21 protein-coding genes are annotated in these 20,837 nt (G+C 62.8%); 14 read left to right on the top strand and 7 right to left on the bottom strand.

What is annotated here, in order from left to right:
* The first annotated feature begins 85 nt into the window (after positions 1–85).
* Positions 86–1,378, top strand: a complete 1,293-nt coding sequence (gene rhaI, locus NKH02_RS01340) for an L-rhamnose catabolism isomerase (RefSeq protein ID WP_352875768.1) — start codon at positions 86–88, stop codon at positions 1,376–1,378.
* Between the two features lie 102 nt (positions 1,379–1,480).
* A complete protein-coding gene (ggt, locus tag NKH02_RS01335; protein ID WP_352875767.1) occupies positions 1,481–3,220 on the top strand; it encodes a gamma-glutamyltransferase in 1,740 nt (579 codons plus the stop codon).
* Between the two features lie 93 nt (positions 3,221–3,313).
* On the opposite strand, the gene NKH02_RS01330 is transcribed toward ggt, so the two are convergent.
* Entirely contained in the window at positions 3,314–3,661 is a 348-nt protein-coding gene (locus NKH02_RS01330; RefSeq protein ID WP_292188085.1) for a hypothetical protein, read from the bottom strand.
* Between the two features lie 452 nt (positions 3,662–4,113).
* Between NKH02_RS01330 and NKH02_RS01325 the strand changes: the two genes are divergently transcribed.
* Positions 4,114–5,013, top strand: coding sequence for an ABC transporter substrate-binding protein (locus NKH02_RS01325; protein WP_352875765.1), 900 nt, complete (start codon positions 4,114–4,116; stop codon positions 5,011–5,013).
* Positions 5,006–7,054, top strand: coding sequence for a Fe(3+)-hydroxamate ABC transporter permease FhuB (fhuB, locus tag NKH02_RS01320; RefSeq protein ID WP_352875764.1), 2,049 nt, complete (start codon positions 5,006–5,008; stop codon positions 7,052–7,054). The genes NKH02_RS01325 and fhuB overlap by 8 nt, the downstream gene beginning before the upstream one ends.
* A 160-nt stretch (positions 7,055–7,214) precedes the next feature.
* On the opposite strand, the gene NKH02_RS01315 is transcribed toward fhuB, so the two are convergent.
* The 5 genes from NKH02_RS01315 to NKH02_RS01290 all read right to left on the bottom strand — a co-directional run bounded on the left by NKH02_RS01315 (position 7,215) and on the right by NKH02_RS01290 (position 10,960).
* The gene (locus NKH02_RS01315) at positions 7,215–8,324 is read right to left on the bottom strand and encodes a DUF4432 family protein (protein WP_352876076.1); all 1,110 of its coding nucleotides are present in this window, start codon (positions 8,322–8,324) and stop codon (positions 7,215–7,217) included.
* Positions 8,325–8,699: 375 nt separating this feature from the next.
* On the bottom strand, positions 8,700–9,200 hold the full coding sequence (locus tag NKH02_RS01305; protein ID WP_352871366.1) for a DUF6496 domain-containing protein: 501 nt from the start codon (positions 9,198–9,200) through the stop codon (positions 8,700–8,702).
* Positions 9,201–9,328: 128 nt separating this feature from the next.
* Positions 9,329–9,583 carry a hypothetical protein gene (locus NKH02_RS01300; RefSeq protein WP_352875762.1) on the bottom strand — a complete coding sequence of 85 codons (255 nt, stop codon included), beginning with the start codon at positions 9,581–9,583 and terminating at the stop codon, positions 9,329–9,331.
* A 220-nt stretch (positions 9,584–9,803) separates the two neighbouring features.
* Positions 9,804–10,223: a hypothetical protein gene (locus NKH02_RS01295; protein WP_352875761.1), complete on the bottom strand. Its 420-nt coding sequence runs from the start codon at positions 10,221–10,223 to the stop codon at positions 9,804–9,806.
* Positions 10,224–10,519: 296 nt separating this feature from the next.
* Complete coding sequence (locus NKH02_RS01290) at positions 10,520–10,960, bottom strand: hypothetical protein (RefSeq protein ID WP_352875760.1); 441 nt, start codon at positions 10,958–10,960, stop codon at positions 10,520–10,522.
* A 269-nt stretch (positions 10,961–11,229) separates the two neighbouring features.
* On the opposite strand from NKH02_RS01290, the gene NKH02_RS01285 reads away from it, so the two are divergent.
* The 3 genes from NKH02_RS01285 (at position 11,230) to NKH02_RS01275 (ending at position 12,444) form a co-directional block, all read left to right on the top strand.
* Positions 11,230–11,487: a PilZ domain-containing protein gene (locus NKH02_RS01285; RefSeq protein WP_352871360.1), complete on the top strand. Its 258-nt coding sequence runs from the start codon at positions 11,230–11,232 to the stop codon at positions 11,485–11,487.
* A gap of 134 nt (positions 11,488–11,621) precedes the next feature.
* A complete protein-coding gene (locus tag NKH02_RS01280; protein ID WP_352875759.1) occupies positions 11,622–11,924 on the top strand; it encodes a DUF1330 domain-containing protein in 303 nt (100 codons plus the stop codon).
* Between the two features lie 268 nt (positions 11,925–12,192).
* Positions 12,193–12,444: a hypothetical protein gene (locus tag NKH02_RS01275; protein ID WP_352871358.1), complete on the top strand. Its 252-nt coding sequence runs from the start codon at positions 12,193–12,195 to the stop codon at positions 12,442–12,444.
* A 90-nt stretch (positions 12,445–12,534) separates the two neighbouring features.
* On the opposite strand, the gene NKH02_RS01270 is transcribed toward NKH02_RS01275, so the two are convergent.
* Complete coding sequence (locus NKH02_RS01270; protein ID WP_352875758.1) at positions 12,535–13,218, bottom strand: TetR/AcrR family transcriptional regulator; 684 nt, start codon at positions 13,216–13,218, stop codon at positions 12,535–12,537.
* A gap of 161 nt (positions 13,219–13,379) precedes the next feature.
* On the opposite strand from NKH02_RS01270, the gene NKH02_RS01265 reads away from it, so the two are divergent.
* From NKH02_RS01265 to NKH02_RS01235, 7 genes are all read left to right on the top strand, one after another.
* Positions 13,380–14,291 carry a shikimate dehydrogenase gene (locus NKH02_RS01265; protein ID WP_352875756.1) on the top strand — a complete coding sequence of 304 codons (912 nt, stop codon included), beginning with the start codon at positions 13,380–13,382 and terminating at the stop codon, positions 14,289–14,291.
* Between the two features lie 60 nt (positions 14,292–14,351).
* Positions 14,352–15,335 (top strand): TRAP transporter substrate-binding protein DctP, encoded by a 984-nt coding sequence (gene dctP, locus NKH02_RS01260; protein ID WP_352875755.1) that lies wholly within the window; start codon positions 14,352–14,354, stop codon positions 15,333–15,335.
* Positions 15,336–15,491: 156 nt separating this feature from the next.
* Positions 15,492–15,944 (top strand): TRAP transporter small permease, encoded by a 453-nt coding sequence (locus NKH02_RS01255; RefSeq protein WP_502911006.1) that lies wholly within the window; start codon positions 15,492–15,494, stop codon positions 15,942–15,944.
* A complete protein-coding gene (locus tag NKH02_RS01250; RefSeq protein WP_352875754.1) occupies positions 15,941–17,242 on the top strand; it encodes a TRAP transporter large permease in 1,302 nt (433 codons plus the stop codon). Before NKH02_RS01255 ends, NKH02_RS01250 begins: the two co-directional genes overlap by 4 nt.
* A 5-nt stretch (positions 17,243–17,247) precedes the next feature.
* On the top strand, positions 17,248–17,679 hold the full coding sequence (locus NKH02_RS01245) for a type II 3-dehydroquinate dehydratase (RefSeq protein WP_352871352.1): 432 nt from the start codon (positions 17,248–17,250) through the stop codon (positions 17,677–17,679).
* Positions 17,680–17,761: 82 nt separating this feature from the next.
* On the top strand, positions 17,762–18,595 hold the full coding sequence (locus NKH02_RS01240) for a cyclase family protein (RefSeq protein WP_352875752.1): 834 nt from the start codon (positions 17,762–17,764) through the stop codon (positions 18,593–18,595).
* A gap of 85 nt (positions 18,596–18,680) precedes the next feature.
* Entirely contained in the window at positions 18,681–20,582 is a 1,902-nt protein-coding gene (locus tag NKH02_RS01235; protein WP_352875751.1) for a bifunctional sugar phosphate isomerase/epimerase/4-hydroxyphenylpyruvate dioxygenase family protein, read from the top strand.
* Positions 20,583–20,837: the final 255 nt, after the last annotated feature.

Here is a 20,837-nt window from a genome sequence, read left to right as displayed (position 1 = left end):
CCCTTCTCCCCGTTCTACGGGGAGAAGGTGCCGGCAGGTCGATGAGGGGCAGGGTCGGCCAAACGCATTTTGGGAGGAAACAGCAGTGTCCGAATCCATCATCTCCGCCGACCTCGTCGACAAGGACAATGCCTCGCGAAAGGCCAGTCTCGAGCGCGACTACGCCTCGCTCGGCGAGCGCCTCGACCGCCGCGGCATCGCCATCGACGCCATCCGCGACAAGGTGGAGAAATTCGCCGTTGCGATCCCGTCCTGGGGCGTTGGCACCGGCGGCACCCGCTTTGCACGCTTTCCCGGTGCCGGCGAGCCGCGCGATATCTTCGACAAGATCGAGGACTGCGCCGTCATCAGGCAATTGACGCAGGCGACGCCGACCGTGTCCCTGCACATTCCGTGGGACAAGGCCGACCCGAACCGGCTGAAGCAGGCGGCTTCGCGCTTTGGCCTCGGCTTCGACGCCATGAACTCCAACACCTTCTCGGATGCGAAGGACCAGAAACTCTCCTACAAATTCGGCTCGCTGTCGCATGCCGATGCCGGCACGCGCCGGCAAGCGGTCGAGCACAATCTCGAATGCATCGAGATCGGCAAGACGCTCGGCTCCAAGGCGCTGACGGTGTGGATCGGCGACGGTTCGAACTTTCCCGGCCAGGTGAATTTCGCCAAGGCGTTCGAGCGCTATCTCGACGCCATGAAGGAGATCTATGCCGGGCTGCCCGCCGACTGGAAGCTGTTCAGCGAACACAAGATGTACGAACCGGCCTTCTATTCCACCGTCGTGCAGGACTGGGGCACCAATTACATCATCGCACGGGAGTTGGGTGACAAGGCGTTCTGCCTGGTCGACCTCGGCCACCATGCGCCCAACGTCAACATCGAGATGATCGTGTCGCGGCTGATCCAGTTCAAAAAGCTCGGCGGCTTCCATTTCAACGATTCGAAATATGGCGACGACGATCTCGATGCCGGTTCGATCGACCCCTACCGGCTGTTCCTTGTCTTCAACGAACTGGTCGATGCGGAGCTTTCGGGCGCCGAGGGCTTTGACCCGGCCCACATGCTCGACCAGAGCCACAACGTCACCGATCCGATCGAAAGCCTGATGCTGTCGGCGGTCGAGGTGCAGCGCGCCTATGCCCAAGCACTGCTGGTCGATCGCAAGGCGCTGGAAGGATTCCAGGACAGCAATGACGCGCTGATGGCGACGCAGACGCTGAAAGCCGCCTACCGCACCGATGTCGAGCCGATCCTGGCCATGGCCCGCCTGAAGACCGGCGGCGCCATCGACCCAGTCGCCGCCTATCGGGCGGCGGGCTACCGCGCCAAGGTCGCGGCCGAACGCCCTGCGGTCGCCGGTGGGAGCGGCGGCATCGTCTGAGGCGAACTTCCCTCACCGGTTTGCTTCGTGAGGGACCATTTTGTGAATGGACTCGATTGATCCGAGAGGCTCTTCTAGGCGCCCCCCGCCCGGAGAACCGCCATGCCTCTCAACCGTCGGACACTGATCGCCGCCAGTCTTTCCATCACCTTCGCCCTGACGCCGTTGACGAGCGTCTTCGCCGCATCGCCGGCGCCGGCCAAGGGCGAGCACGGCATGGTGGTGACGGCACAGCATCTGGCGTCCGAAGTCGGCATCGAGGTCTTGAAGAAGGGCGGCAATGCCGTCGATGCGGCGGTTGCCGTCGGCTATGCGCTCGCCGTCGTCTATCCCAATGCCGGCAATATCGGTGGCGGCGGCTTCATGACCATCCGCTTCAAGGACGGCAAATCGACCTTCCTCGATTTCCGCGAACGGGCGCCGCTGGCGGCGACCAAGACGATGTATCTCGACAAGAACGGCAACCCGGTAAAGGGCGCCAGCCTTGACGGCTACCTCGCCGTTGGCGTGCCGGGATCCGTCGCCGGTTTGGAGATGGCGCGCGAAAAATACGGCAAATTGTCCCGGCAGGATCTGATGGCGCCGGCAATCGGCTATGCCAAGGATGGGTTCATCCTCAATCAGGGCGACGCCGCCTCTTTTGCCGGCAGTGCCGACAGGCTGGCGAAGGACCCCGCTGCCGCCGCCATCTTCCTGAAACCCGGTGGCAAGCCCTATGGCATCGGCGAGCGGCTGATCCAGCCCGACCTCGCGGCCTCGCTGGCCGCCATTTCCGAAAAAGGCCCCGATGCATTCTATAAAGGCGCTATCGCCGACGCCATCGTCAAGGCGAGTGGCGCTAAGGGCGGCATCCTGGCCAAGCCGGATTTCGAGCAATATGCGGTCCGCGAACTGAAGCCGATAACCTGCGCCTATCGCGGCTACGAGATCACCTCCTCGCCGCCGCCCAGTTCCGGTGGCGTCATCATCTGCGAAATCCTCAACGTGCTGGAAGGCTACCCGCTGTCCTATCTCGGCGCCGGTTCAGCCGAGACGGTGCATGTCATGGTCGAGGCGATGCGCTACGCCTATGTCGACCGCAATTCGGCCCTCGGCGATCCCGATTTCGTCGACAATCCGGTCGGGAAATTGCTGGACAAGGGGTATGCCAAGGATATCCGCGAGAAGATCGACCCCTTCCGGGCTGGCGTGTCGCAGGACCTGATGCCGAAGGGCTTTGGCGAGAGCAAGGAAACGACGCATTATTCGATCATCGACAATGACGGCAACGCGGTCGCGGTCACCTATACGTTGAACGGCTCCTTCGGCGCCGGCGTCGTCGCCGATGGCACCGGCATCCTGCTCAACAACGAGATGGACGATTTCACCCAGAAGCCCGGCGTGCCCAACCTCTATGGCCTGGTCCAGGGCGAGGCCAATGCCATCCAGCCGAAGAAGACGCCGCTATCGTCGATGAGCCCGACCGTGGTGGCCAAGGACGGCAAGCCGTTCATGGTCATCGGCAGCCCCGGCGGCTCGCGCATCATCACCATCACGCTGGAAGCCATCGTCAACGTCATCGACCACGGCATGAACATCCAGGAGGCGATCGACGCGCCGCGCATCCATCATCAGTGGCTGCCCGATAAGGTCTATATCGAGCCGTTCGGTCTGTCCCCGGATACCGAAAAGCTGCTGGCCGGCATGGGTTATCACCTCGATCTCGGTGACCAGACCTGGGGCCAGGCGGCCGGCATCCTGGTCGGCGGCAAAAGCCTTGAGGAGATCGAGAAGGGTGGCGGTGCGCGCTATAACGGCGCCATCGACAGCCGCGCGGCCTCTGGCGAGGCGCTCGGATACTGAGGTTGGCAAGACTGGAGATGGACTTGCAGCAGCGTAGCGATTCGGGTTGATCGCTCGCTGCTCAAGCGGGTTGGCGCATAGCCGCGATGGTTGTCACAGGACCAGCGTGATGGTGGAGGCAATCAGCATCAAGGCGGCGATGCCGACGAACAGCGCGTAGATGCGCGGCCGGTCGAGCAGCAGCGCGTTTCCGGATATCCAGGCGGACGTGGCGCCGCCAAGCGCGAAGAGGAAGCCGTTGCGGTGCCCGAAGACCATCGATGCGGCCATCAGCCCGCCAATGATCAGCGCGCCGAAGACGATGATCACGGCAACGGCGTATTTCTCGAAATCGTTGCCACTTCCCATGCTCGGACCGATCGCGTTCAACGTCGGCAGGTCGTCCGGATCGAAGGGGTTCGTCGACCCATATTCGTCTTGACCGGCAGGCTCTCGCATCATTCGTTCTCCGTGTAGCGGCAACAAACCATCAAGCCTTGCCGAGTGCAACCCGATCGCGCCGCCTTGATGCGTTCGACCGGTCTTTGACGCCTTCTGGCGGCGGCTGCCGCCGGCTTTTTGATACGCGCCCCTAGCCGTCTTTGGGTCTCTGGCTATCCCGGACACGGCGATGGCCGTCCCTCTATCATGGAATGTATTCGTGGAGGAAAAATGATTCGGCACGTGGATTGGGTTTCGCGGGCCGCGATTTTCGGTGGGCGTGGTGTCGCACGGGCAGGCTGAATCGCCTGCGGCCAGCGGACGGTTACGCCTGACATTCGGTCGAACAAAAAGCAGACCTGTCGGAGTCTCAATGTTGACTACTAAGCTCATGTTTCATAGTCAACCTGGAGACCAGATCGAAAATCAGGCGCGCAGCATTGCACAGAGACCGAGAGCTCCAGCCGAGAGCCATGCCCGATCATACGTGCCGAATGACCCGGCGCCAGGCACTGGGGCTTTTCACGCTGCCGTTCGCCGGCATGGCGTCCGCGGCGACGGCTGAACCCCGCCGGCCGCGCATCGTCTGCCTCGATGACGGGCTGGCCGAGACCTTGCTCATGCTGGGTGTACCGCCGGTTGCCATTGCCGACCGTCAAGTCTGGGAGACCTGGGTGGTCGAGCCGCCGCTGCCGCCTGACATCGCCGATGTCGGCACGCTGCTCGAGCCCAACCTCGAATTGTTGCAGCAGCTCAAGCCCGACATCATCCTCTCCACGCCGTATCTCGACGGCATCAAACCGCTGCTCGAACGCGTGGCGCCGGTGATGACGATCGGGCTCTATACCGAAGCCGGTCAGCCCTATCGGCGCGCCCTCGAGGCAACCCGCCAGCTTGCCAGGCTTGTCGGCAAGGAAAGCGAAGGTGAAGCGCTGATCGCGGCGACGGATGCGTATTTTTCGGACATCCGCCGGCAGCTGGCGCCGCTGTCGGCGCGGCCGATCTATGTCGTCAGCTTCATGGATCCGCGCAATGTGCGCGTCTACGGCAAGAAAAGTCTGTTTCAGGAGGTGTTCGACCGCATCGGGCTCAGCAACGCCTGGACGGCCGAGACCAATTATTGGGGGTTTTCAACCGTCGGCGTCGACGGGTTGGCGACATCCAGCGACGCACGCCTTGCCTATCTCGAACCCTTGCCCGAGGGCGCCGGCGGCACGCTGACCGAAAGCCCGGTCTGGAACGCCATGCCTTTCGTGCGCAACCGTTCGATCATGCGCCTTCCCGCTGTCCTGATGTTCGGTGCGCTTCCGTCAGCCGCCCGATTCGCCCGGGTCCTGGCGTCGGCAATGATCGCGGAGGCCGCCCGTGGCTGAGGATGCCGCGGCCATCGCTCAGGAGGGAAAGCCCGCGTCGGCCGGCCGGGCCTCCCCGTGGAGCTTTCTTGGCAATCAGCCCGTAGGCGCGATCCTGCTTTGCGCCATGCTGCTCGCGGCAGCGTTGGCGGCAACCGTCTCAAACCTCACGGTGCAGCTGCCGGCGGCGCTCTGGCTCCAATCGCTCGCCGCCCCCGACGTCGCCGACATGCGGCAGGTGCTCGTCCACTACGCCTTCCTGCCCCGGCTTGCCGTCAGCCTCCTGTGTGGCGCGGCGCTCGGGCTTGCCGGAACGGTCCTGCAACAGGTTCTGCGCAACCCGTTGGCCTCGCCCGAAACGGTCGGTGTCTCGGCCGGCGCCTATCTGGCGCTGGCACTGGCGACGCTTCTGTCGCCGTCCCTGCTTGCCTTCGGCCGCGAATGGATAGCGCTTGCCGGCGCCTTCACGGCCTTTGCCGCCGTCTTTGCTCTGTCCTGGCACAAGGGCCTGTCGCCGCTTTCGGTGGTGCTGGCGGGGCTTGTGGTCAGCCTCTATGCCGGCGCCATCGGTGCCGCTCTTATTGTGCTGCGGCATGAATGGTTGGCCAGCCTGTTCATCTGGGGCGCCGGTTCGCTCGGCCAGCAGGACTGGTCGACGACACTGTGGCTGTTGCCACGCATCGGCACTGCTGCGCTGGCGATCTTCCTCATGGTGCGGCCGCTGACCTTGCTTGGCCTCGACGATGAAGGCGCGCGCAGCCTTGGCGTGCCTCTCGGCGCTTACCGCTTCGCCGGACTGGCGGCCGCCGTCGCGCTGATCGCCTTTGTCGTTGCCGCTGTCGGCGTTATCGGTTTCGTCGGCCTGGCCGCCGCCACCTTGGCGCGCATCGGTGGTGCCCGACGGCTGGGTCAGCAGCTGGTGATGGCGCCGCTGATCGGCGGCGCATTGCTGTGGGCGGCCGACCAGGCCGTGCAGATCGCGACCGGACCGCAAGGTGACCTGCTGCCGACCGGAGCGATCACCGCGCTTCTCGGCGCACCGCTGCTGCTCTGGCTGCTGCCGCGCCTTGCGCTTGGGTTGGAAACCCCGGCTTTGACGGCCGAACCGCTGCCACGCGCAAGCCGGCCCGGCCTCGTGCTGGCGGCGATCGGCCTGGGTCTGCTTTTGCTGCTGGGGCTGGCTTTGCTCTATGGGCCGGGGCCGCATGGCTGGACCTTCGCTTTCGGCGATGAGCTCCGGCCCCTGCTGTCGTGGCGGTGGCCTCGCGTGCTTGCCGCGCTGAGTGCCGGCGCCATGCTGGCGCTGGCCGGGCTGATGATGCAGCGGCTGACCGGCAATCCGATGGCCAGTCCCGAAGTGCTGGGCATCAGCGCCGGTGCCGCGCTTGGCATGATAGTGGCGCTGTTCGCGCTCTCCGACGCCGGACGCCCTGTTCAGACGGCGGCGGCAACCATCGGCGCCTTCGCCGCTTTGCTGGTGACGCTGGCGATCGGCCGCCGTGCCGCTTATGCGCCGGAGCGGTTGCTGCTCGCCGGCGTCGCCTTGACGGCCTTGTTCGACGCGCTGATCCTGGTGCTCACCGCCACCGGCGATCCTCGCGCCATGCTGCTGCTCAACTGGCTCACCGGTTCGACCTATGGCGTCGATGTCAGCGCCGCCCTGCTGACCGGCGGCATCGCCGTCTGCCTCTTCGCGCTCGCGCCTCTCTTCATGCGCTGGCTCGACATCCTGCCGCTCGGCTCCGCCGCCGTGCAAGGCCTTGGCATCAACTTGAAGGGGACGCGGCTTCTCGTGCTGCTGATGGTCGCGGCACTCACCGCCGCCTCGACGCTGATCGTCGGTCCGCTGACCTTCATCGGTCTGATGGCGCCGCATCTTGCCCGCCGCCTTGGCCTGTCCCGTGCCCTGCCGCAGGCCATTGGCGCGGTGCTCGCCGGCGCGCTGATCATGGTCGCCGCCGACTGGATCGGTCGCACCGCCATCTTCCCGCGCCAGATTCCGGCCGGTCTCGTCGCCACGCTGATTGGCGGCCCGGTGCTGATGTGGCTGCTGCGAAGGTGATACGCACCGACGAATTCGGGCGGGCAATGGCGAAGCATCTTGATGTTTTTCCCGGGCCTGCGTGCGCTCTTCGAACCGCATGCCGGCGAAAACCATATGTCGATCCTGCCGGTCATCGACAATCGCGGGTGCAGGCGGCGTTTGCGGTGAGCGGCTCTGGCTAACGGCCTTCACTCCTCAACGCTGCAATGACCTGTTCTCGTTGTGTGGCTTCCTCCGCGTTCATAGCGCCAAAGCGCAGGGCGCAGCGGAATATTTCCCCCGGCGCGACGCAAACCAGGCGACCTCTTTCCTTCGCCGCAAGATAGCCGTCCGGTTCGGCGGTCGCCGGCAGCACGAGGCCAAGCGCGTCCTGATCAGCACCGCGCGTGATCCAGCGCACGGCATAATTGAGCTCGTCGGGGCGAAAGCTGACGAAATCCGCCGTTCGGTCCGGATGGACCTGCAGAGCGTGCGCCCAGCCCTCGGCGTCTGCCTTCGCCTTCATCGTCAGCACGAGTTCGGGATCGATCGGCTCGCCCTTGGTCAATATGCGATGCCGCGAAGGGTCGGCTACGACGGCGTCGCGATAGGCAAGGTAGCTTTCGCTCGGTGTAAAAAAGGGCGGAAGCACTTGGCGCACGACAATATCCGCTTGATCATCGGCGACGGTGTCGATCAGGCGCCCGCCATCGGCCGGCCTGAAGTTGATGTGCGACAGGTACATCAGCTCCATGGGCGAGCGTTTCAGGTTCTCGATGGCAATGTCGACCGCCACGCCGGTGCCGTCGCGCTGCAGCCGCACGGTAGGCTTCATCAAATAGTCGTGGCTGAAGGCAACGGTTTGTCGGCAGTGCCCCGTCAACGCCATGAAAGGCCCCTCGGCATTGCTGCCGGCGATCAGTTGCGCATGCCCATAGGGCGCATTTGGCAGGTCTCCGTGAAGCGGGTGGCGGTCATCCGGGCCAGGATTGCCCATCGCGGTGGCGCCGCAGTGAATGAAGAACGCGCCGTAGTTGGAGAGGTAGTCGCGGGTCGCGACGGGCTCGTCGAACATCGAGCGCATGGTCAGGGAGCGGTTGAGGAACGTTGCGTCCCAGATCTGCTGCCCCTGGAACGGCAGCATGACAATTTCGCCCATTGCGTTGCTGATCCGAAGACCGGCAACGCCGGATCGATAGCGAAAGGCGGTGGCGAGAAGCCCGCGATAGCGCGCCACGATTGTTTCCGACTGGCTGAACAGTTCGGGTGCGAGGTCGACGAAGACGTGATCGGAATACTCGGGATACATTGTTTCGACCTCGATCTGTCGCAGGCGCATGCCGATAGTCGCAGGAAACGTCTGGAAATCAACGGCAGCGCGTCAGACTCAGCCAGGACGGCTGATGGCGGAGCGTCTCGGTACCCGGGGAGAGGGCATCTTCGCCTGTATCGCTCGGGGCGCTTTGCAACAAGCCCCGATTCCATTTGGCTGAGGCCGGAGGCAGCTCGTACAGGGTGGCGCCGTTCTCCTGGCCACGCTCGACATAGCCGATGATATGAAACCATCTGGCGACGTCAGATCCCTGGAGCCAGCTTGCGCGAGTGGATGGGGAGGTTGCCGGCGGGCGCCTGGACATGCCTGATATGCCGCTTGCGCGTCCGCGGCTCGATCTGCCGTCTTGAACTATGCGTGGCGTGCTCGCGTTCTGGCGGCCTTCTGCGCTGCCTGCTTCCTTCCGCGAGCGCCTTTCGTTTCGGCGGCTTTCTTCGCGGCGGCCGAGCGCTCCTCAGCCGTCCGGCGCGAAGCCGCACGCTTGGCCTGCTGCGAGAGCGCCTCGTGCGACGCCGTGCTCTTCGGCTCGTGCTCAAGCACATTGGAGACGGCTTTCGAGACCCGCGGGCGGCGTTTCGGCCTGCGTTCGCCCTGGCCGGCCTCGTAGGCGTATTCGGCGCTTTTGCGCGTGCTCTCCTTCACCTTGCCTTTTTTGGGCGGGGGCAGGTCTACGCCTGCGCGTCTTGCCTCGGAAAGTCCTATGGCGATGGCCTGCTGGGTCGATCGCGCGCCATGTTCGCCGTGGCGGATTTTGTCAATCTCCTCGTGCACGAACTCGCCGGCCTGGGTGCTCGGCGACTTGCCCTCGCGCTTGTCCTTTCGGGCCTTCTCGATGGTCTTCTTATCCGGCATTGTCTTTCTCCCACATAAGGGTTGCGACAGCCATTCGGGTTGCAGGTGCGCGCTGTCACTGTCCTACGGAGGTCCTAACGCGTTGGGGACGCAAATGATCCCGGACCGGGTGATCCAAGGCGCGGCCATCAGGATGTCGACGCCGATCTCTCCGAACTCAGATGGCGCGAGAACCATCGGCTGGCGAGGTCCGCGACTTCGTCCAGGACGCCAGGCTCTTCGAACAGATGCGTCGCGCCAGGGACGATGGCGAGCTCCTTCTCGCGCCCGAAGTCCAGACCGGTGGGGCAGGGGAATTCCTTACCTTCATCGAGGACGAGCTGAAGCCGTGGGTCGCCAGTCGGGTCACGGTCGATGCAAGCCGCCAGGCGCTTTACGGCCATCCTTCGGGGCCTTCAAGCGGCCCTCTGCCTTCCAGAGGATCGCGGCGAGCCCGCCATCTATTGGGCATGCGCGCGAGCTTCGAACCGCATGCCGGCGAAAACCACATGTCGACCCTGCCGGTGACGGTCAATCGCGCGGTTCAGGCGGCGTTTGCGGTGAGGGTGAAGGATACCGCCCTTTGCGGAACGCTGCAGCAAGGTGGTCGGGCGCCTCGCGCCGTCATTCCTGTGAAGGGGAGGCGCTCAATCGACGGTAGGAGACGCCGCCGAAGCTTGCCGTCACAAAATCCGTGACGGACATCTTGCGCTTGCCTCCGTCGCTGCAGGCGTAAACCGGCCAACCGGCATCGCTGCATTCGCTGGCAGCGCAGATGCGCGCCAGGCAGTTTCCGGTAGTCAGCCGGAAGCCGCCCTTGCCGGCGAAGCCTTGCAACAGACTGCCGTCCGCCGAGCGCCATGTCCGCGCACGGAATTCCGCCCGCAAAAGCAGTGGTTCGAGAGGGACCGCAAGGTTGGTTTCGCCGGCACGCCCCGCGAGCTGCAGACGGAAGCGCGCCATTGCGGTCGTGTAGGCGGTCACAAGATCCGCTTGGCGAACATAGGCGGTCGCCAGGCTGGAGCGGTCAAGCAGATGAGACATCCACTCGCCTGCCTGTATCGGCCTCATCAAGGCAACAAAGGCAAGAAAGGCGAAGCGAGTTCGTGACATTTTCCAGCAGCCATATCGATCTCGGCGTACCGGTTTGCCCCCCGGTTGCCCTCCCATAACATCCCGCCAATTGGCGCCCGGCGCAAGCCGCTTGCTGAGGCAGTCCAGAACGCCGCCGAGCAAAGGCGCCCGGAGCCGAAGACCGTGACCGGCATCGACGAACCTGTGCGGGCGAGGTGGAGGCGGCGTTTGCGGCCGGGTGAAGGACCTTCACCAGCCAGGGTTGCTTAGCCGATGCGAGCGGGCGGCAGCTCGTACAGAGTGGCGCCATTGTCCTGGCCGCGCTCGACGTAGCCGATGACGCCAAACCATCTTGCGACATCCGGTCCCTGGAGCCAGCTGCGCGAGTGGATGGGGAGGTTGCCGGCGAGTGCCTGGATATGCCTGATATGCCGCTTGCAAAAGCGAACGGTCGAGGCACGGAAGAAATCCTCCCGCGCTGCAAACAGCGTATCGGCGGCGTCGCTGCTCTCATGCCAGGCGATGATCGCCACGGCCTTGTCGCCTTCGACAAGCGCGTGCGCACGGCCTTCCTTCAAGTTCATCATCAGATTGTCGTAGGCGATCTTGCTGTCCTTGCCAGCCGCCACGTATTCATCCGACATTCGCTTGGACAGACCGCGAAAGACATCCTCCAGATCCCCAAGCGTTGCTGCGCGTGCTCTCATTTCTCCTCCTGCGGCCCCGGCAGGCAGTTTGCCCTAAGGTTTGGGGATCACCAAGCAAATCAAATCCGCCGGCAGCCCAATCGGCGCAAAGTCGTTTCACTCGGCAATGTGCGGTAAACGTTCCGGAACCATTTTAGCGCAAGCTAATTGGATGGCGGTTTTTGTGAGCCGATTCATATGTTTGAAGTTCGTCCAACCCTTCGATGCGGACTCTTCGAACAGGAATCTGCGCCACGCCTCGCTGCAGGACTTCCGGGAGGAATGAAAAAATGGGTCCCACCGATCAGCACATCGAGCGACGCTCTCATTCACGTGGGATTGTTCTGAAGGACGCAACCATCATCACCGACGATGCCAACATCGGATGCTCCGTCAGGAATCAGCATGTTCATGGTGCGGAATTGCGGGTGGACCCCGGCGCCACAATTCCCGACCGTTTCGTCCTTCACGTCCCCGCGGACGACGCCAGCTATCGTGCCGTGGTGCGGTGGCGAAGGAACGAGCGGCTTGGCCTGCAGATCTATTAGCGGCGGGAATGCGGAGTGTCAGAATGCCTGCTCGACGAAGGGTATGGCCGACGTTGACAAATCCGAGCTAATCTCGCGTTCGTGAGTTCGGAGTGCGCAAGGCTCCGGCCGCTGTTGAGAGGGAGAGAGCACAAATGGCCGCCTATCTGATCGCGGATGTAGACGTAAAAGATGCTGCCGTGTTCGAGGAATACCGGCGGGATGTTCCGGCCACCGAGGAGCGCTACGGTGGGCGATACCTGGGTCGTGGCGGTGCGACCAAGGTTCTGGAAGGTGACTGGGAGCCACACCGTTTGGTTGTTATCGAATTCCCCGACATGGCGTCATTGATGGGCTGGTACAATTCGCCCGAATATGCCCGCCTTATCGAGATCCGCAAGCGTTGCGCCAGCACCAGGATCATTGCGCTTGAGGGGATCGCATCACCCGCTGTGTGAGGATCTCGTTCTCGGGGCGCCGTCATCAGACACAAAGCCGGTCGTTGACCGACGAAGAAAACCGTCGCCTCATTGGGGAAGAAGGCGACGACGGCGGGGCTTGATCCGACCGACCACGATTTCCCCGGCTTTATCGACGGGCAAGGACTCCAATTCTTTTTTCCGGTCGGGAATAACGGCCCGCTGCCATCGGTGGCGGGCTTTCCGCGTGGTAAGTCTCGCAACAGCCACGGCAGATACCATGGTGCCCTCACCAAAGGGGGAATCGATGGTTTCGGCAATTGCAAGTCAGCATCGGCAGGTACCGGAAACTCAATTGAAAGCGGCAAAACCGGAAACGGGCGAAGGATTCGCGCCAGGCAAGAGCGCCGACAGCGTAGGACATCGCGCCAAGGCAATGGTTGTCGAAACGGGCGACACAGATCCTAACTCGCAGGGTAATGCCGCATCGAAGATCGCCAGAATGGACATCACGGTTTTGACGCCTCCGCCCGAAGAAACACCTGCGGAGCAAACCTAGGCCGAGGCTACCACTTGGCGGTTTTTGCCCGCTGCTTCACTGTGGCGGGCGGATGCGTCTCGATAGCGCGACGTTGTGTCCAAAATGTCCTTAACGGCGGGGCCAGGCTTCACCGCGCTGTGACGCCGGTTGGGTAACAGCAAGGCCGACAACCATTTCGACTAGGTGCTTTTTAAGCAATTGCTGCCTGTCGGCGCTGAAGAGCCTGTCGCCGAAGATGTGGGAGAAGGTTGCCCGGTTGGACACGTTGAAGAAACTCAGGGCACTGATATGCCAGTGCAACTCCAGCGGTTCGACATCCTCCCGAAACAGGCCTGCTTCCCGCCCGCGGCGGCAGATTGCCTCCAGCTTCTGGATCGCGCCGGCATTAAGCGAGCGGATCAGGTCGGATTTCTCCAGATACGCCCCGTGGTGGATGTTCTCGATCATGACGATGCGAATGAAATCGGGGTTGCGGCTATGATGGTCGAACGTGAACTCGGCTAGGTGTCCCAGGGCCTCGACGGGCGGAAGGTGATCGAGTTCAAGTTCCTGCTCGCCAGCCCGCACCTCCCGGTAGGCTTCCTCGAGGACGCGACCGTACAGCCCTTCCTTGTCGCCAAAATAATAATAGATCATGCGCTTTGACGTATTCGTCTTCGCCGCGATCTCATCGATGCGCGCTCCCGATAGCCCGTTGGCGGCGAATTCCGCCATTGCTACCGCGAGGATATTCTTCCGGACTCCCGCCGGATCCTGCTTCCAGCCGTTTCTGCCGGTTGTCTTGTCGTCCATGGATGACCTTGCCCTCACTGCGCAAACGTTACACCGGGCGTTGAGATAATGAAATTAACCGGCTTGTACAAAGACGTTGACGAAATTAACCAGACAGTACAAAGTGCGCCCCGATGGCACGAGGAGCATGCGAAAGCGTGGTTGCCGTCCCGGAGGTCTGATTGGTATCAGCAGCCGCCAGCGCGGTCATGACGGAGGGGAAGGCGGTCGCCGATTCCCGACCGATTCTGGTCGGGCTGCTTGGCCGCGGCATTCAGCAGTCCCGCACGCCGGCTATGCATGAGGCTGAGGGCCGCGCGAACGGAATCGCCTATATCTATCGCCTTCTCGATGCCGATCGCATGGGCGTCATGCCCCCGCGGCTTTCAGAGGTCGTCGACTTTGCCGAGTACTTCGGCTTTGACGGATTCAACGTCACCTTCCCCTACAAGCAGGAGATCATTCCGCTCCTCGACGAGCTGTCCGACGCAGCGCAGGCTATCGGCTCGGTGAACACGGTCGTCCTGCGGGGCGGACGGCGCGTAGGGCACAACACCGACATGTGGGGTTTCAAGGAAAGCTTCCGCCTCGGCATGACCCTCGCACCACGTAACCGCGTGTTGATGCTAGGCGCTGGTGGCGCGGGCTCTGCGGTCGGCCACGCTCTGCTCGAGAGCGGCATCGGCAGGCTGATGATCGGCGATATCGATACGGCTCGCGCGACCGCGCTTGCCGACCGGCTGTCGTCGCGGTTCGGCGCAGACAAGGTCGAAGCCGTAACCGACATCGTCGAGGCATCGCAAGCGGCCGACGGGATCGTCAACGCGAGCCCTGTAGGCATGGACAAGCTTCCCGGCATGCCCATCGATTCCGCTCTGCTGAGGCGCGGCTGCTGGGTGGCCGACATCATTTACTTTCCACTCGAAACCCAGCTGCTTGCCGAGGCGCGCCGCCGTGGCTGCCGCACGCTTAGTGGTGAGGGCATGGCAATATTCCAGGCGGTGCGAGCATTCGAGCTGTTCACCGGCACCGCGCCGGACGCGGATCGTATGAAGGCGGTTTTCTCGGCGTTTGGTGGCGCGCCACCCGAATAGAGATCAACCGGATTTCACTCAGAAGTCACTTCGTATCGCAAAAAGGGAGGAAGGACTAAAATGAACCTCACAACGACACGTCGCCGGTTCCTGGTTGGAGCTGGAATTCTCGCCGCCGGCTCTTTTCCGGCCTTCGCTCAGGACAAGCCGAAACTGCGCTTTTCGGCCGTTTTCTCAGAGCAGGACATCCGCGCCGAGATGATGAAGATGTTCGCCGATGCCATCAAGGACGACTTCGCCTTTGAAGGCTACTATGGCGGTAACCTCTTCAAGCAGGGCACTGAACTCGTCGCGATCCAGCGCGGCAACCTCGAAATGGGCAACATCGCCCCGCAGGACATCTCAAAGCAGATTCCGGCGTGGTCGATCGTGACGGCCGGCTACCTGTTCCGGGATGCCGCTCACCTCAAAGCGTTCTTCGCAAGTGAGTCGGGTGCGGAACTCAAGAAAATGACCGAGGACCAGCTTGGCGTGAAGGTGCTCGGCCCGACCTATTTCGGCGTCCGGCAGGTTGGGTTGAAGCCCGACAAGAAGATCAAGACGCCGGCCGATCTCGCCGGCGTCAAGCTGCGCATGCCTGGCGGTGATGCCTGGCAGTTCCTGGGAAAGGCGCTCGGCGCGAACCCAACGCCGATGGCCTATGCCGAGGTCTATACAGGCCTGCAGACCGGCGCGATCGACGGTCAGGACAACCCGCTGCCGAACGTCGAAAACATGAAGTTCTACGAGGTCATGTCGCAGATCGTGCTCACCTCGCATCTCGTCGGCTTCGACCTTCTCAGCATCTCGAAGAAGGTTTGGGATGAGATGGGCGCCGACAGGCAGGCGAAGGTCCAGGCTGCCGCCGACGCGGCGATCGACTTCTCGACCGAGAAACACCTGACCCACGAGAAGGAACTCGTCGAGACTTTCAAGGGCAAGGGCTTGAAGATCTACGAGCCGGATGTCGCCGCCTTCCGCAGGCACGTCCAGGAACAGTATCTCGCTTCGGATCTTGCCAAGGACTGGCCGGCGGGCATGGTCGACAAGATCAACGCGCTCTAGGCGCGGACAGCGAACAGGTCCGGCCGCTGGCGCGTCAGCCGGACCTCGCGATGACAACGGCGCGAGGCCGGCAAGAACGGGATAAGTCCATTGAAAAGGCAGCTTAGACAATCCGGCCGCTGGCTCTATCGCCGCGCAGAGAACGTTCTGGCCGCGATGCTGGGGCTGATGTTTGCCGCCTTCATTCTGCAAATCGTCTTCCGTTATCTGCTCAACCTGCCCATCGGCTGGACCAATGAACTGAGCGTTATCCTCTGGATATGGCTGGTTCTGTTCGGCGCCGCCTTTGTCGTGCGCGAGGAAGAGGAAATCCGCTTCGACCTGATCTATTCCGCCGTCGGCCCCGGCGCGCGGCGCGTCATGTTCCTGATCTCCGCCACGGCGCTGATCGTTCTCTATGGCATCTCGTTCCCGGCGGTCTGGGACTACGTCACCTTCATGAAGGTCGAGAGCACCGCCTATATGAAGATCCGCTTCGACTGGCTTTATTCGATCTATGTCATTTTCGTCATCGCAGTGATTGTCCGCTACCTATGGCTCTCCTGGCAGGCGATGTTCGGCAAGGCGCCGAAGGAGTTCGACCCGACCAAGGCGGGCTCGGGCGTATGAGCCTTACCAGTCCCTTTTCCCTCACGATCATCGCCATCATCGCGCTGTCGTTCCTCGGCCTGCCGATCGGTCACGCCATGATCGCCAGTTCCATCTTCTATCTGCTGCTTGCCGGCCTCGACATGGGCACCGCCGCCGAGCAGATCCTGAACGGCATGTACACCAACTACATCCTGCTCGCCGTGCCGCTTTTCATTCTTGCGGCGGAGCTGATGAACATAGGCTCGATGACGGATCGTCTCATGGTCTTCTGCAACGCCATCGTCGGGCGATTCCGTGGCGGGCTCGCCTACGTCAACATCGTGCAGTCGATAATCTTCGCTGGCATGTCCGGCTCGGCCATCGCGGACGCCGCCGGCTCCGGCAAGATGATGCAGCAGCTGATGACCAAGGACGGCAAGTATCCGGCGAGCTATGCCGCGGCGCTGACCGCCGTCACCGCCGTGATCGGCCCGATCATTCCGCCGTCGATCCCCATGGTCATCTATGCGCTCGTTTCCGACGCCTCGATCGGCTACCTGTTCCTCGGCGGCGTCATTCCCGGCCTGCTCATGGCCCTGGCGCAGATGGGCATCGTCTTTTTCGATGCGCGCCGGCTGAATTTCCCCGTCGAGAAGCCGACGCCCGTACGCGACCTGCCGCGCATCACCTGGGAGGCGTTGCCGTCGTTGATGATGCCTGTCGTGCTGCTCGGCGGCATCTACAGCGGCGTCACCACGCCGACCGAAGCGGCCGCCGTTGCCGCCGCCTACGCACTGCTGATCTCGGTCGTGCTCTACCGCAGCGTCTCGTTCGGGGATTTCTACCGCTCGGTGCTCGCCAGCGCGCGCACGACCGCCTCGATCGGCATGTTGATCGCCGGTGCCCTCATCTTCAACTATGTCGTGACCGTCGAGAATATTCCGCAGACCGTGGCTGCCGTCCTGAAAGCATGGGACTTGTCGCCGACCGGCTTCCTGATCCTCGTCAACGTCATACTGTTGATCCTCGGCTGCCTGCTCGAAGGCACCACCATCCTGCTGGTCGTCGTGCCGGTACTGATCCCGACCGCGCGGGTCCTCGGCCTCGACGTGGTGCATTTCGGTATCATGGTTGTCGTCAACATCATGATCGGCCTGATAACGCCGCCGTACGGGCTGTTGCTCTTTATCATGACACGCATCGCCGAAGTGCCGTTGCGCGACCTGGTGCGCGACGTGCTGCCGTTCCTGTGGGCGATGATCGGCGCGCTGGTGCTGATCACATTCTTCCCGGGGCTGGTGCTGTGGCTGCCGCGACTGTTCGGATATCAGGGGTGAACGCCATGAAACCTATCTTCATCCTCAATGGCCCCAATTTGAACCGTTTGGGAAAGCGCGAGCCGGAAATCTACGGCACGACCACGCTTGCCGAGATCGAGACGATGTGCCGGGAGGCGGCTGGACAGCGACCGATCCGCTTCCACCAGTCGAATGCGGAGCACCAGCTTGTCGACTGGATCCATGAAGCGATCGACGAGGGCGTCGGCATCGTCATCAACCCGGCCGGGCTGAGTTTCAGATCGATCCCGATCCTCGATGCGCTGAAGATGTTTTCCGGGCCGATCATCGAGCTTCACATCTCAAACATTCACAGGCGCGAGGAGATCTACCACCATTCGCTGGTGTCGAAGGTCGCGACCGCCGTCTTGGCCGGGCTTGGACCCAAGGGATATCGCGTCGCCGTGCAGTCACTGGTGGAGATGACGGCGGCGTGAGCGGCGCGCCGGCAGACCCAGCGTTTGCCGGAACGCCGTCGGTACTCGCGATCTCAAACGAAACAGGGGAAGGAAAAGCCACATGTGTCCTCCAGGGTGCCTTCATTCGATCTGCGAAAACGCGACGCGACGCGGCCTGCTCAAGGCTGGATTCACCCTCGGCCTCGGAGCCGCCGCCGCGGCAACGCTCCCGACGGTTCAGCCGGCACGCGCCGCGCAATCAGGTTTCACGGACACGGTCGATCTTTCACATGCCCTCTACGAAGGATTTCCGACCTTCAGCGGTGACAAATGGTTCACCGTCGAGCAACTCGTCACCTTCGCCAAGGACAAGGTGAACCTCAATCGCTGGACGATCGTCGAGCACAGCGGCACGCATATGGACGCGCCGATCCATTTCTCCGCCGACGGCTTGACGGCCGACCTGATCCCGATCTCGGATCTCATCGTTCCGGTCGCCGTCATCAACATAGCCGCCCGCGCCGGCGACAATGTCGACACGTCGCTGACGCCGGATGACGTCAAGGCGTGGGAATCGAAAAACGGTCCGCTGCCGGAGGGATGCTGCGTCGTCATGAATTCTGGCTGGCACAAACTGGTCGGTGATCCGAAATTCACCGGCAATGACGACCAGAAGAAGAATCACACACCAGGCTTCCACATCGAAACGGCGCAGATGCTGATCAACGAGCGCAAGGTGAAGGGCATCGGTGTTGACACGCTGTCGCTCGACACCGGGCTGAATTCGGGTGGAGCGTTTCCAGTTCACTACGAATGGCTGGGAAGCGGTCGCTGGGGCGTGGAATGCCTGGCGAATCTCGACGCGATTCCGGAATCCGGAACGCGTCTCTTCCTCGGCATCCCCAAGGTGAAGGGCGCCACCGGCGGTCCTACCCGGGTGATCGCGCTCCTATGATGCCGCAACAAGACCACGTCGAGTCTGTCGTTTTTTCCCTCGATCCTTTTGGGTCGAGGGCGTTGCAGCGCGGGTCCGCAAAGAGATGAAGACCTCGATCGCCACGGTCTCGATAGGCGGCGACTTCCCCGAGAAACTCGCCGCGATCGCCGCCGCCGGCTTCGATGGCGTCGAGATCTTCGAAAACGATTTCCTGGGTTTCGACGGCTCGCCCGCCGACGTCGGCAACATGGCGCGCGATGCCGGGCTCGCCATCACGCTGTTCCAGCCCTTCCGCGATTTCGAGGGCCTGCCGGAGCCGCAGCGCAGTCGAGCATTCGACCGCGCCGAGCGCAAATTCGACGTCATGCAAGAGCTTGGTACCGATCTGATGCTGATCTGTTCCAGCGTCTCGCCTGTGGCGCTCGGCGGCATCGACCGCGCGGCGGCGGATTTCCGCGAACTCGGCGAGCGCGCCGCAAGGCGTGGCTTGCGCGTCGGCTACGAGGCGCTTGCCTGGGGAAAGCACATCAACGACCATCGCGACGCCTGGGAGATCGTTCGCCGCGCCGACCATCCCAATGTCGGGCTTATTCTCGACTCGTTTCACACTCTGGCTCGGAAGATTGACGTCGGCTCGATCCGCTCGATCCCGAAGGACAAGATCTTCATCGTGCAACTGGCCGATGCGCCGCTGATCGAGATGGACCTGCTCTACTGGAGCCGGCACTTCCGCAACATGCCGGGCGAAGGCGACCTGCCGGTCAAGGCTTTCGTCGGCGCGGTCGCCGCGACGGGCTATGACGGATACCTGTCGCTGGAGATTTTCAACGACCAGTTCCGTGGCGGGTCGCCGAAATCGATCGCCGTGGACGGCCGCCGGTCGCTGCTTGCGCTGATGGATCAGGTGCGGCGCGACGAACCCGGGCTCCAGCTCGAGATGCCAGAGATGCCGGACCGGGTCGGCGTCACGGGCGTGGCGTTCGTCGAATTCGCGGCCGACGATTCCGGAAGTGCCGCGCTGTCAACGCTGCTGCACGCGCTGGGCTTCAAATTGGCGGGACGGCATGTATCGAAGGAGGTCAGCCTCTATCGGCAGGGCGAGATCAACATTGTCGTCAACACCGAGCGCGAGGGTCTGGCCCACTCCTCATTCCTGGTCCACGGGACATCTGTCTACGCCATCGGCCTCAAGGTCGAAGATGCGAAGGCGACAGTCAAACGCGCGCAGGCGCTCGGCGCCGAGCCGTTCGAGCAGGCCGTCGGACCGGGCGAACTGCAGATTCCGGCGATACGCGGGGTCGGCGGCGGCGTCGTCTACTTCATTGACGGCACGTCGGAACTCTCCAACGTCTGGGACGTGGAATTCCTGCCCGTCGACGACGCCAGCCCCTGCGAGCCCGCTGGTCTGACGCGGATCGACCATGTCGGACAGACGATGGAGTATGGCGAAATGCTCACCTGGCTGCTCTTCTACACATCGATATTCCGTACCAGGAAGACGCCGATGGTGGATGTCATCGATCCGTCCGGCATTGTGAGAAGCCAAGCGATCGAGAGCGATGATGGCCAGCTAAGGCTGACATTGAACGGGGCCGAGAACCGGCAGACGCTTGCCGGGCGTTTCATTGCCGAGAATTTCGGCTCGGCCGTGCAGCATTTGGCGTTTCTGACCGGCGATATCTTCGCCACCGCGGCGGCGCTGAGACGAAACGGCTTTGCGCCCCTCGCCATTTCACCGAACTACTACGACGATGTCGAAGCGCGGTTCGGGCTCGAACCGGATCTTGCCGACCGGCTGCGCGCCGAAAACATCCTCTACGACCGCGACGACAACGGCGAATTCTTTCAGCTCTATGCACCGACCTTCGGCGAAGGCTTCATCGTCGAGGTGGTGGAACGCCGTGGCGGCTACAAGGGCTACGGCGCACTCAACGCGCCGTTCCGCATTGCGGCTCAGAAACGACATCTGCGGCCGAAGGGCATGCCCCGCGAATTGCGCCGGTGAGAGTCCCGGCATGAATTTCGCTCGCATCATGGGTGTCACGCTGCACTATCGCATCGACAGGCCCGCCGCGTCGCCGCTCGTGCTCGTCAATTCACTGGGCTGAGAGTGGCAGGGGAATCGGGTGAGTTAATTATCGTGAGATGACGCTTACGAGGAATTCGTCGTCCCACGCCGCCACTTTTCGTTTCAATCGCAAGGAATCCTTTCCAGGCGCTCGTCGTATGAGATTGAGAGCCATGTGTTTTATGGTGGTGA

It is taken from the genome of Mesorhizobium sp. M1396 (assembly GCF_040317725.1).
In the GTDB taxonomy this organism is placed as follows: domain Bacteria; phylum Pseudomonadota; class Alphaproteobacteria; order Rhizobiales; family Rhizobiaceae; genus Mesorhizobium.
This window is presented reverse-complemented; position numbering and strand designations above follow the sequence as displayed.